The 13,048-nt window shown below is 63.2% G+C and carries 9 protein-coding genes; 7 read left to right on the forward strand and 2 right to left on the reverse strand.

Translation table 11 applies throughout. The annotated features are described in order from the left end of the window. Window positions 1-111 precede the first annotated feature (111 nt). The 7 genes from R2N11_RS22770 to R2N11_RS22800 all read left to right on the forward strand — a co-directional run bounded on the left by R2N11_RS22770 (window position 112) and on the right by R2N11_RS22800 (window position 10,630). Complete coding sequence (locus R2N11_RS22770) at window positions 112-1,554, forward strand: sensor histidine kinase (protein WP_316682465.1); 1,443 nt, start codon at window positions 112-114, stop codon at window positions 1,552-1,554. Continuing rightward, window positions 1,551-2,195, forward strand: a complete 645-nt coding sequence (locus R2N11_RS22775) for a response regulator transcription factor (RefSeq protein WP_316682466.1) — start codon at window positions 1,551-1,553, stop codon at window positions 2,193-2,195. The genes R2N11_RS22770 and R2N11_RS22775 overlap by 4 nt, the downstream gene beginning before the upstream one ends. A 297-nt stretch (window positions 2,196-2,492) precedes the next feature. Beyond that, entirely contained in the window at window positions 2,493-3,068 is a 576-nt protein-coding gene (locus tag R2N11_RS22780; RefSeq protein WP_199030229.1) for a fimbrial protein, read from the forward strand. 70 nt (window positions 3,069-3,138) lie between these two features. Further along, the gene (locus tag R2N11_RS22785) at window positions 3,139-3,885 is read left to right on the forward strand and encodes a fimbrial biogenesis chaperone (RefSeq protein WP_199030230.1); all 747 of its coding nucleotides are present in this window, start codon (window positions 3,139-3,141) and stop codon (window positions 3,883-3,885) included. A gap of 186 nt (window positions 3,886-4,071) precedes the next feature. After that, on the forward strand, window positions 4,072-6,846 hold the full coding sequence (locus R2N11_RS22790) for a fimbria/pilus outer membrane usher protein (RefSeq protein ID WP_199030231.1): 2,775 nt from the start codon (window positions 4,072-4,074) through the stop codon (window positions 6,844-6,846). 2 nt (window positions 6,847-6,848) lie between these two features. Next, on the forward strand, window positions 6,849-7,382 hold the full coding sequence (locus tag R2N11_RS22795; protein ID WP_199030232.1) for a fimbrial protein: 534 nt from the start codon (window positions 6,849-6,851) through the stop codon (window positions 7,380-7,382). A gap of 251 nt (window positions 7,383-7,633) precedes the next feature. Continuing rightward, complete coding sequence (locus R2N11_RS22800) at window positions 7,634-10,630, forward strand: hybrid sensor histidine kinase/response regulator (RefSeq protein WP_199030233.1); 2,997 nt, start codon at window positions 7,634-7,636, stop codon at window positions 10,628-10,630. A gap of 104 nt (window positions 10,631-10,734) precedes the next feature. Here R2N11_RS22800 and R2N11_RS22805 read toward each other — a convergent pair whose 3' ends face one another. Together R2N11_RS22805 and R2N11_RS22810 are read right to left on the reverse strand one after the other, a co-directional pair. After that, complete coding sequence (locus R2N11_RS22805; RefSeq protein ID WP_316682467.1) at window positions 10,735-11,427, reverse strand: response regulator transcription factor; 693 nt, start codon at window positions 11,425-11,427, stop codon at window positions 10,735-10,737. A gap of 275 nt (window positions 11,428-11,702) precedes the next feature. Next, the coding region (locus R2N11_RS22810; protein ID WP_316682468.1) for a YadA family autotransporter adhesin at window positions 11,703-13,048 on the reverse strand (1,346 nt) is incomplete at its 5' end.

A 13,048-nucleotide genomic window follows, 5' to 3' on the forward strand; every position in this document is an offset into this window, starting at 1 on the left:
GGATGAACCCGCGTGCGTTGCGCGGCGCGCACCTTGCGGCCAGAGGGCTGAATCCTGGGGGGGCACCGTGGCCAAGACGGCGAGCAACACCAGCTAACTCCCATCCCACCCATGAAAATTCCCGCCCGCGCCATCCTGTTACTGGCCTGGCTTGCATTGAGCCTGGCGGGCATGGCGCTGATCATCTCGCGCGCCGCTTCAGAGGCACACAACCGCTTTTTCCAGGACTCCAGCATCGCCATCCGGCAACTCGGCCAGCGGGCCGCGCAACACGAGGCGATCCTGGCGACGCTGGGGGCGACACCGCTTTCGGCACCTCCGAGAAACATGTTGGACAGCCTGCGCGAGCGCATGCCACAAGTCACGGCCATCGCCCATTGGACCCCCGGTGCAGGATGGAAAGGGGTGGGCGGCGTCATGCCGACGGCCGCGCCCGCCCATGCCAGCAATGGGAAGTTCGCGCTGGAATTTGATGGTTTGCAGGCGTACTGGGTCGTCGCTGAGCGTGGCTGGGCGGTGCGTGTCGAGCCGTCGCAGATGCTTGACGCGGGTGACTGGCCGGATTCGGTGTCGTCCGCCGCGCTGCGTTTGCGAGATCACACATTCAGGTTGTTGCAACGTGCCCGTTCAGAGGCACAGCCGGGCTGGACGCTCCACCTCGAAAAGCACCTCCCCACGCAACCGCAGGCCTTCGTGCTGGATACCACACGCACCCTGACGCTTGCCGATCTGCCGTGGCTCCCAATCGCGCTCTGGAATGCCGTTGCGGTGCTGATCGCGCTGGGCGCAGCGGGCATGTGGCGGCTGCGGGAAGTCCATCGACGCGAGCACGCGCGGGCCCGTATTGATCGCTTTGGCCGACTGGATACGTTTGGCGAGATGGCCGCTGGCCTCGCGCACGAACTCAACCAACCGTTGACTGCTATCATCACGCACACCCGCGCTGCCGAACGCATGCTCGACATGCCGGCCGAGCGGGACAGCGTGCGCCGGGCGCTGCAGACCAGTGTCGCGCAGGCCAAGCGGGCGGCAGCCATTCTGGATCGGCTGCGCGCTGGCGTCGCATCCACGCAGGCGGGAAAACGCAGCGCCATCGACACCGATGCGTTGATGGGCACGCTGCTGTTCCTGTTTCGCGATGAACTGGCGCGCGACAACATCCACCTCGTGTGGAACAACACCGCACCGCGCGCGCAACCACTCGGCGAGCAGGTCGCCGTGGAGCAGATTCTGTACAACCTGATCCGCAATGCGCGCGATGCCCTTGCGGCCACGGTGCGCAATGGCACGCGCGGCGAGATTCGCGTCAGTGGCGGCGCTGTCGGGCAGCGTTACCGCTTCAGCGTTGTCGACAACGGCCCGGGTGTGCCCGCGGATGTGGCACCGCGCCTGTTCGAACCCTTCTTCACGACCCGCTCCGGCGGGCTGGGCCTTGGCCTGCCGCTGTGCGACACGCTTGCGCAGCGCCTGGACGGCGCCCTGACCCTGCAGAACTTGCCATCCGGCGGTGCCGAGGCGGTACTGACACTTCCACTCGCAGATGCGTCCCCATGAAAGCCACCCCCAACACGCAGATCGAGACATCCGTCGTCGCCATCGTTGACGACGACGCGGCCGTGCGTGAAGGCCTTGCACTGCTGCTGCGCACGGTCGGCCTGCAGACCCGTTGCTACCCTGATGCCAACGCCTTCCTGGCGGATGCGGGCGATAGCGTGCTCGGCTGCGCGCTGTTCGACATTCGCATGCCGGGCATGAGCGGTCTCGATCTGCTGGATCAAGTGAGCGGCCGCTACGACTTGCCGATCGTCGTCATGAGCGGCCACGGCAACATCGATTCTTGCCGCCGCGCATTCAAAGGCGGCGCGCTCGATTTTTTGCGCAAGCCTGTTGATGACGACGAATTGATCGGCGTGGTCCAGCAGGCGATCCGCACGCGACGCCGGCAAAGCGATAGCCACGACGCCCAGCAGGTACGGGCCGAGCGCATTGCGACATTGAGCATGCGCGAGAGAGAGGTATTCAACGGCATCGTGAATGGCCTGAGCAACAAGGAGATTGCCCGTCATCTTGGCGGCCTGTCGCCACGCACCGTGGAGACCTATCGTGCCAATGTGTTCGACAAGCTGCAGACGCGTTCCGTGGTTGAGCTTGTGCGTACCTACGCCATGGGGCAGGACGCGGCCGCTGCACGGTAAGGGCCAGCGTCGTCCTCGCGCGACCACCAGGTTGCAGGAAGGCACACAGTTCTCAATGCAAATTAGGCCGATTCCGATGGCCTGTTACCCCCGTCGTTCCTAACATGCGCCAACACGTCAGGCAGTGTGCTGACAGCGTCCAGATATCAGACAAATCTCATTCGCTATGAGGGCTGTCATCAATAAGCTTGTGTCTGTTGATCGCTGCCTATCACACAGTTTGTCGTGGGGCTGTGAACACAGGTCTCATCGCGTTGATGAGTAAACATGTTTATTTATAAGTAGGAAATCATTCTCATGAAGAGCATCAAGTTTGCTTCCGCCATCGCACTGGCCGCAGGCGTTCTGGTGATGGGTAACGCTCAAGCTCAAGCTGCCAACGGCGGCACGATCCGTGTCACCGGTTCCGTGACCGACGCAACCTGCACGATCACCGGCGGTCCTGGCACCGACGGTGGCACGGGTAACGTTGGCGTGGCGCTGGATCCGGTTGCTGCAACCGCCCTGCAAAACCCTGGCGACCACGCCAACCACAAGCCATTCACCCTGATCATCGGCGGCCCGGGCCAAGGCTCGTGCGTCAACGGCAAGGTTGCCAAGCTGTCGTTCAACGTTGCCAGCCCGCGTATCGACGCCGCTACCGGCACGCTGACCAACGCACTGGCGGATCAGGCTACCAACACCAACATCCAGATGACGAACGGCACCGCTGCTGGTGTGCTCAATCTGGCCAGCCCGGCGACTGTTGTCGATAGCCCGGCAATCGCCAACAACACGTCCGAAATCAAGCTGGGCGCTCAGTACTACGCCACGGGCGCAGCAACGCCTGGTCTGGTTGACACCAGCGTGCAATACGGCGTGACTTACAACTAAGTCGCCGCTGTAAAGGTACCGGTGTTGCATGCAACACCGGTGCTGTTATCAACGAATCGAGGTGCCAAAGATGAACAATGTGTTGCGTAATGTTGTAGCCAGTGTGGCGGTTGTGGCTGGGTTGTTCGCGGCGCGCGCTGACGCTACCGTTGTCATTGGTGGTACGCGCATCGTCTACCCTGCCGATGAAAAAGAAGTCACGGTCAAACTGAGCAACGAGGCCAAGATCCCCGCACTGGTTCAGGTTTGGCTGGATGACGGCGACGAAAAATCAACACCTGATTCGGCCAAGGTTCCATTTACGGTGACACCGCCCATCTTCCGCATGGACGGAGGAAAAGGGCAGGCTGTGCGCCTGGTGTACACCGGAGAACCACTGCCGACAGATAAGGAATCGCTGTTTTGGGTGAACGTATTGGAAGTTCCGCCCAAGGCAGATAACAAGGACGGACGCAACAGGCTACAGTTTGCATTCCGTACGCGTATCAAGCTGTTTTTCCGCCCTGTCAAGCTGGCAGGTGACGTTGACCAGGCTGCAGACAAGCTCAGCTGGAAGCTGATGCCCGCTGAGGCAGGTAAAGAACTGGCGCTGCAGGTGACCAATCCCACGCCATACCATGTCAACTTTGCGCGGGTTGGCATTGATGCCGACGGTAAAACCATGGAGGGCGACGGCGGCATGGTGGCGCCTGGGCAGAGCACGGTGCTTCCGCTCAAGGGCGTAACGCATACCCCATCCGGCGAAATCAAGGCCGATTTCACGGTCATTACTGACTACGGCTCGCTGGTCCAGAAGCAAGCACCGCTCACACGCTGATCGTTTCTCGGTAGTCATCGAGGGGGCCGCTTCTGACGAGGCGGTTACGCCGGTAGCTGTTTCCGCGTGTCGGGCAGCAACAAACGCCGGCAATTCCCCCAACATTTCCCCCAAAGTTTTATGGCTCAAGCCGCCTCTGATGAGGCGGTAAGGCCGCCTGCTGCTTTTTATCTGGAGAAGGTAAGAATGTTGTCTCGTGACGCCATGACAAAACATGCGCGAGCGTTGGGCCTGCCGCGTGGCTACGTGCTGTCTGCGATGATCGCTGCGGCACTGGCACCGAAGGCCTATGCCGAGCCAACAGAGACCGACGCGGCTCCCGCAGCCTCGGGCACCGTGACGTTCGACCCTGACTTCTTTCCAAAGGGGACAACCAGCCAGGTCGACATCTCTCGCTTCGAGAAGAGCGGCTACATCACGCCCGGTACCTATCGTGCCGACGTGGTCCTGAATCAGCAATGGCGCGCCCGTGAAGACGTGACGTTTGCAACGGAGCCCGGATCGCAGGAAACGCAGCTGTGCCTCGACGCGCAATCGCTGTCGCGTTACGGCGTAGACGTCTGGAAAGTCGCAATGGCGGCGGCAGAAGGTAAGGCCGAGCGGCTGCCGGAAGGGCGTTTTTGCGCCCCCCTGAGTCGCTATATTCCCGATGCGACCGTGAGCTTCGATATGGGCAGCCAGGAGTTGACGCTCACGGTTCCCCAGATCTACGAGCAACGCAATGCCCGCGGCTATGTCGACCCATCGCAATGGGATGCCGGCACGACGGCCGCAACCGTCAGCTACAACGCAAACGCCTACACGAACAATGGCGGCACCAACTATTCCAGCGGGTACCTGGGGCTCAATGCCGCCCTGCACAAAGGGTCTTGGCATGTCTATCACCAGGGCGCGCTGAATGTATCGTCTCAAGGTGGGTCCGGCTACCAATCCGCCGCGACTTACCTTCAACACGACCTGCCGGCATGGCGAGAGCAGCTCACGGCTGGTGACCTGTTTACCTCCGGAGAACTGTTTGACAGCGTGCGCGTGCGTGGCGTGCGGCTGGCGACGGAAGATCGCATGCTGCCGCAGTCGCAGCGTGGCTTTGCCCCGGTTGTGCGCGGCGTTGCCGAGACCAACGCGCGCGTGGTGGTTCGCCAGAATGGGTACCTGATCTACGAGACCAATGCGGCCCCGGGGCCGTTCGTGATTGACGACCTGTACCCCACCGGGTACGGCGGTGATTTTCATGTAGAAGTGATCGAGGCCGATGGGCGCGTCAAGCGCTTCGTCGTCCCGTTCTCAACGGTGACCCAGTTGCTCCGTCCGGGCATCGACCGGTGGAGCGCCACCGTCGGTAAAGTCAACGGGTTGAACCTGCAGGACGCGCCCAATATTCTGCAGGGTACGTACCAGCGCGGCCTCTCGAACATCCTGACGGCCTACGGTGGTGTCACGTTGGCCTCGGGTTATCGTTCGGTGCTCGCGGGTAGTGCCGTGAACACCGATGTTGGTGCGTTCTCGCTGGACGTCACGCAGGCGCATCAGTCGGTGTCGGGGCAGCCTTCGTCCGATGGCGTCTCGGTGCGCGTGGGTTACAACAAGAACATTGTCAATACCGGCACGAACCTGGCAGTCGCGGCCTATCGCTATTCCACCAGCGGATTCGTGGGGTTGAGCGATATGGTTGCCGTTCGTGACGCAGCGGCACGTGGCTTGCCGACGGATACCGTGCTGCGTCAGCGCAGCCGTGTCGACTTGAACCTCGCCCAGTCTCTGGGCGATAAGGCGGGCTCGCTCAACGTGTCGGCCTCCATGCGCAACTACTGGGCGGGTGGCGGCAGTCAGTTGGACTACACCATTGGATATTCAAACCGGTGGCGTAACCTGACCTACAGCATTACCGCGCAACGTACGCGTGAGTCGATTGCCAACGTGGGGCGTTGGGGCGATTTCAACCAGATTCCCGGTGCGATTGACTCGCCCTCGCCAACGATCGATTCCCGCTGGGATACGCGGCTCTTCTTTACCGTGAGCATCCCGCTCGGCTCCAAGCCGACTTCGCCAACACTCTCGGGCACCTACAACCAGTCGCATCGAGACGGCAACAGCAGCCAGGTCAGCCTGTCTGGCAACGCCGGTGAAGACCAGCGCATCGGCTACGGTTTGACCGCGGGCCGCAACGACGGCAGCTCGGCATTGAGCGCCAATACCCGATACAACGGCGCCTACGGCCAGGTCGGGGCCAACTACAGCCAAGGCAACGGGTATCGCCAGGTTGGCGTTGGTGCGTCGGGTGGTCTCGTTGTCCACGGTGGTGGCGTGACGTTCGCCCCGACGCTGGGTGACACCATTGGTTTGGTGTATGCCCCCGATGCTGCCGGGGCGCGTGTGCAAAACGGCCAGGGCGCCGTTGTCGACCGTAAAGGCTACGCCGTTGTCTCGAACCTGAATCCGTACGAGCTCAATACGATCACGCTTGACCCCAAGGGGATGGCCGCTGGTGCGGAATTGAAGTCAACCACGGTGAGCGTCGCGCCGCGCGCGGGCTCGGTGGTCAAGCTGACGTATGAGACCAAGGCCGGACGTGCCGTGATTATCGACAGCCAGAAGCCAGACGGGCAGCCGCTGCCTTTCGGTGCGGAAGTGGTGGACGATCAAGGTACGAACGTTGGCGTGGTCGGGCAGGCCAGTCGCGTGATCGCCACAGGCTTGCTGGCTTCGGGGGCACTGACGGTGCGTTGGGGCGAAGGGGCGGAAAACAGCTGTCGAATCAACGTGACACTGCCAGACAAGCCGGCAGCGAGCGGGTTTGAGCGCTTTGATGCGGTTTGCGAGCCTGCTGCTCCCGTGGTGCAGCCAGTGAATCTTTCCAAGGCCTTCAGTCAGGCACCGCAGCCCCATGGCGCGATGCTGACAAAGGCACGTTTCTCTTCCATGCGGTCGACGCCGTCACCGCGCACTGAAATGCAGGGCTAACCATGCGACAAAGCTATTCGTCGATCCGTACGTTGTGGCTCCGATTGGCGGTGTTGGCGCTGTGCGGCGGCGCGTCTTCGGCCGCCTTGGCGCAGTCCGCCGTGAGTGTGACCGGGAGTTTGACTGCGGGAACGTGCCAATGGGGCATCGATGGTCCCGACCACGCTGTCCTCTTGGATCCGATCAACGTTTCCCAACTCAGGCAGGGGCAGGTGGCCGGGCTCAAGACCTTCAGCCTTTCTCTAACCAACTGCGCCGTCCGGATGGTCAGCGCAACGTTCACCTTTTCAGGAACGCCCGACGCCACCGATAGATTGCGCTACCACAACCTTGGTAATGCACCCGGCGTGGCCATCGAGCTGCAATCGAGCGATGGCAGAACGATCGGTGCCGATGGCACCAACAACCAACGGACAGCCACCGTCACAGGCGATCAGATAACGCTCCCCCTGCGGGCGGGTTATTGGCAGGTTGGAGAGCGCGCTTCAAGTGGCTCCGTCGAATCCAATATCACATTTGCGATCCAGTACAACTAGGAAGGGCGGCTAGGGAAGCACGCGTGCGGGCGATTTGTGTCGCCCCTTCGTTTCAGCGGTTCGGATGCGCCGGCGTTGGCCTTCAACGCCGGCGCTTGTCTTTTTGGGTGCGCCTTGTGCTTCCGATCATGGTGTGGCGCGTCGTGGCGCTACACAGGCGCAACTCGCTGGCATCTGCGCAGCGGGTTGCTTGCTTTAGGCTCACGTAAGATAGCGCGCAATATCTCGCGCCGCTAAAGGGTCGCCACGCCATGCCTAACGCCCAATCGTCCACCGTGCTCTCGGCCATGCGCCGCTTTCGGCGTTCTGCGCTGTTTGGCGGCGGCATCGTCCTCACTGTCATGGCGCTGCTCACGTTCGGCATTGCGGTGGCGTCCATCATTCGTGCACACATTGACGGCGAACGTCGCAACTTGCAGGTCGAGGGCGAGCGCATGGCCAGTGAGGTCATGAAGGCAGAGGCCATTGTGCGCAGCACGGTCTACCTGGCAGAGCTGGTGTGGAACCAACGTGCAACCACCTCAACCGATGAAGCTGCACGTTTTCGTGCCGGCGGGGGGCAGTTGGTGCAGCAACACAGCGGTGGGCTGCATGCTGTTTTGTTCGCCAGTATCACGCCGCAAACGCCTGTGCCCGAGCTTGACCGACTGATCGCCATGACAAACGGCGTGTCGCGCACACTGGCCGCCACCGCCAGCATTCAGGGCTACCGGCTCAGCACCTACTTCTATACGCCGTCGAACGACTTCATTGCGGTGTCGCCGTTTCCCTGGCCGGATCAGGCAAGGCTCGACACGGCAACGGCAAACCGCCAGGCACTCTTTGGGGCGCTGACGCAAGACGCCGATGGGCCGATCGCGCCCGCCACCTTGCACGACCCCGGCACCGGCCTGCACACCGTGCGCTGGCTCACGCCGTATCGCAACCCGCTGACAGGGGTAATGTCGACCCGCATGTCGATCTATGGGTTGGATGATCGTGGCAAGCCCTTTGCCGTGTTTGTGTGCGAGATCCCGACATCTGCCGTGCTGGGCCGGCTTTCGACGCAGCGATTCCACGGCACGTTCGTGGTGCTCAGCCGCAACGGAACCCCCATCACGACCAGCAACGGCGACGATCCACGCCCGGATGTACTGGCCGCCGTGCGCGAGACCGCTGCCGCGAAAGCGATGACCTTGCAGCGCGCAAGCAACGGCATCTTCACGATCAGCTCACCGCCTGGGCTGGCGGGAGGCCGGATCGTGTATGCCATTACCCTGCAGGATGTGTTGGCCGGCATCTGGCCGCAGATCCGCGCCACGACCCTGCTCACGGCGGGGTTGATCGCCGCGCTGTGGGGCCTGCTGTGGTGGTTCAACCGCCGTGTGTTCGTGCCGATGCTTGAACGCTCCGAGAGCGTGGTCGAAACCGAGCGCCTGAACCGGATGTTGGTTGAGTTGGCGCCGATCGGCCTGGGTGTGATCGACGCCCGTACCGGCGAGCCCATGCTGAGCAGCCCCGTCATGGACGAGGTGGCCAGCAAGACCATCGCCCACGCACCCTCCCTGTCCGCGGAGATTGCACAGCGCTATGCCCAGCGTGGCGGCGCGGGCGTGGTGCGAGACGACGACCTGGCCTTCACCACAACAGATGGTGGCCACGTCGACCTGGCCGTCAGCCTGGCGCCCGCGCGCTATCGCAACACCAACGTGCTGGTGACCGCCTTTACCGACGTCACCGACAAGAAGCGCACCGAGCTGGCATTGCGAGAGGCCAAGCAGGCGGCGGACAACGCCAACCGCGCCAAGTCCGTTTTCCTGGCAACGATGAGCCACGAAATCCGCACGCCGCTCAACGCGATTCTCGGCAACCTGGAACTGGTTGGCCGCATGCCATTGCAGCCCGCCGTGAGCGACCGGCTGCAGACCGTCGCCGCGTCGTCGAACGCGCTGCTGGGCATCATCAACGACGTGCTGGATTTCTCGAAGATCGAAGCCGGGCAGTTGTCGATTGAATCCATCCCGTTTGACCCGGTGGCAGTGGTGCGCGAGGTTGCGGCCATCTTCGCGCCCATTGCGCAGGAAAAGGGCCTGCAGTTCGACTGCGTGATTGACGACAGCGTCACGCCCGCGTACTTGGGCGACCCGACGCGCGTGCGCCAGATTGCCTCCAACCTGCTCAGCAACGCCATCAAGTTCACTGACAAGGGCGCGGTGCGGATCGAGCTGCGCGCCAATGACAAAGCCGCAGGCAAGACCGGTATCACCATTGGCGTGATCGACAGCGGCATCGGCATCAACGCCGAGCAGCAAGCGCGCCTGTTCGAGCCCTTCGTGCAAGCGGATTCCACCATCACGCGCCGGTTTGGTGGCAGCGGCCTCGGGCTTGCGCTGTGCCGCCGGTTGGTGGATGCGATGGGCGGCACCATTGCGCTGGAAAGCACGCCCGGAGTGGGCAGCCGGTTTGCCGTCACCCTGCCGTTTGCCACTACCGCCACTGCCGCCACCGCTGCTGACGCCGGTGCCGAAGCCGGCAACGATGCAGCGCCCGCGGCAAGCACCGACAGCCTGCCGGCCAACGTACGGGTATTGGCCGTTGACGACCAGGCTGCCAACCGTGAACTGATCCGCATGCAAATGGAAGCGCTCGGCTACCGCGTTGACATGGCCGATAGCGGTGGCCATGCATTGCGCCGTTTTGTCGAGCAGCCCTATGACATCGTGGTGACCGACCTCAACATGCCCGGCATGGACGGCTATGGGCTGGCGCGTTGTCTGCGTGCGCAGGGCGCGAAGATACCGATCATCGCCCTGACCGCCCATGCTGAAGTGGAAGAGCACCGCCGCTGCATGCGAGAGGGTATCGATGCTGTGCTCGTCAAACCGGTGCTGCTCAACACGCTTGACGCCACGCTGCGCCGCATGCTGCGCACCAGGGCGGTCGCGGCTCAGGCGCCCAAGACAGCACCGCGTGCCGGCATTGGTGAAGGGCGCTTGCCGGACGCCGTCCTTACCGCGCTCACCCGGTCAACGCAGGAGCAACTCACCGCCCTGCGCGTGGCGCTTTCGGCCGACGATCGCAACGCCGTGCTGCGTGACCTGCACGCGATGAAAGGCACGTACGCGATGATTCACGAACCGGCGGTTTCCGATGCCTGCGCAGAGATGGAGCAGCAGGCCCAGCGCGGTGACGACCTGATCGCCCTCCAGCCCGCGCTGGAAAAGCTCGCCGCGCTGACACAAGACGTACTCACAATGCGCAGCGTATAAGCACGGCTGGGTGGGGGTGGCTCAAACGTTGGCGGGCGAGGGCGGCAGCGCCGCGCGGCCCGCTTCCCTCGCTTCCCCGCCCGCTTGATGCATGCGACGCGCCGTTACGAATCGCCCAAAGGCCCGTCGACTGAGCCGCGCGATACCGCCGGAATGATCCCCGTCTCCATGCCATAACGCACCAGATCCACATCGCGCGCGATATTGAGCTTGCGCATGGCCGTGTTCTTCTGCGTGCTGACCGTCTTCTTGCTGCGATGCAGCTGTGCGGCAATCTCGGTGACTGTCAGCCCCGACACAAACAGCCGCACCACTTCCAGCTCGCGCCCCGACAGCGTTGCCGCATCGCACGTGCCGCGCCGGGGCGGCTTGATGGTGCGCAAGAGCTTCTCGATGGCGGGCGAGGCATAGCGGCCGTTGACAAACGCCGCATGCACTGCCAGCGACAAGTGGCTCATCAAGTCAGACTTGCTCACGATGCAGCGCACCTCCGCCATGAGCGACTGCAGGATCGCGGGGTTTTCAAGCATCGTCAGCACCACGATGCGCACATGCGGATAGCGCTGCCGGATCAACGTGAGCAGCGCCATACCGTCGCCATAGCGGCCACCGGGCATGGCGTAGTCACACACCAGCACGTCGATGGGGGTGCGGTCGAGCAGGTCGATCAGACCCGTCGAATCGCGCGCCAGGCCATCGACCGAAATCGCCATGCTGGCTGCAAATTCATGTTTGACGCCGAAGAGAATGGCCGAATGGTCATCCGCCACCGCAACACGTATCAGGACAGGATTCATGAGGCAGATCGCCAATTGTCGGATCGCCGCAGCGCGTGCGAAGGGACGGGCCTTGAGGAGGGAGCCTCGACTCTATGGCGTGGGGCAGGGCGTGCCTAGCGGAAGCGTCTGAAAACCATGTCAAACGTGGTGCACAAAAAAAGGGCCCCGGTTGCCCGGAGCCCTTCCCTCATGTGAACGTCCACCCGCCGCGCCGGCCTCCCCTCTGGAGGCGGAACATGAACAAGCCCGGAGGCCAGCGCGGTTTCTGTGCGTTCTAGAGCTGGTTGTGCGGCTTACCAGTAGAAGCCACCACCCACCACCGCGCCAACTTCACCGCGGCTGCTGGTGTTCACCGCACCCTTGACAACCCACTTGCCGTCCTTGGTCATGTAAGACGCACCGATGGCCGTGCCGTACTCACTGCCGTACGTGCTGCCCGAGATGGCCATGAACGTGCGGCCCGGCATGGACGACTGCGGCAAGCCTGCCACCGCCATCGCGGCAGCCACACCACCCATTGCATCCTGGCGTGCGCTGTACACGGCGTTGTTCATCTGGCGCACGTTCACCGCATCGGTCGGGGCCGTACCGGCCGCAACGTTGGTGATCTGACGCTCAGCACCGGCCGAACCCACCGACACCGAGTTGTCGCGATCCGTGGTCGAGCCTGCACCCAATGCCACCGAGTTGTTGTGCGTTGCAGACGAACCCTGGCCGATAGCCGTGCCGCTCGAACCCGAAGCGCTCGAACCTTGGCCGATAGCCGTGCCGCCCGAACCCGAAGCGCTCGAACCCTGACCAACGGCGCTGCTGTTGCTACCCGAAGCAGTTGAACCGTTGCCGATGGCCGAGCTGTTGCTGCCCGACGCATCTGCGCCCGCGCCCAGCTGCGTGCTGCCCGTGCCCGAGCCGCTGGAGTCACCGGGGCCCTTACCGCCGCCGCCGGAGCCGCCATCAGCGCCACCGGCTTCGATGGCACCCACGCGGCCGTCCAGGCTGGAGTAATAGCCTTCGAGCTTCTGGTCCAGGTCGAACAACTGGCTACCGTTGACTGCCTGCATGCTGCCCGCAGCGATCAGACCCGGTGCAACGTTGTTCAGGTACGTACCGCCTGTGCCGCCCAACGTCACGTTCTTCAGGTCGATGCCGTCATACACCACCGCAGCCAGCGCACGGCCATCGTTCGGGTCGAACAGGCCCATGGCCCTGAGCTGTGCGATCGAGGCCGCATCGTTGTCGGCCGTGCCGTTGGCAACGCCAGTCAGCCTGCGGTCGCCCGCCGTGCCAGCAAAGTTCACGACGGTGCCATCGGTGTTCTTGCCCACCGTCAGTTCAGCGCCTGCGCCCGCTTGCTGCACCAGCCCGATCGACCCGCTGTTCATGTCGTTGCGGATGTTGGTGATGTCGCCTTCGTTGGTCGTCACGCGGTCATTGAGGTTCGCCACCGCACCGCCCACGGTGCCGACGGTGGTCGTGCCGCCGTGGCCATCACCCACGGTAAAGCTCGGGGCCGAGATCGAACCATCGGGGTTGACTGTCGAGCCCGAGCCGATGACCGAAGCCACGCTGTCAGACACGGTACGCAGTTGCGAACCATTGATCGCTTCCTTGCTGATGGTCGACACCGCACCATCGGCCA

It is taken from the genome of Ralstonia flaminis (assembly GCF_958415495.1).
In the GTDB taxonomy this organism is placed as follows: Bacteria; Pseudomonadota; Gammaproteobacteria; order Burkholderiales; family Burkholderiaceae; genus Ralstonia; species Ralstonia flaminis.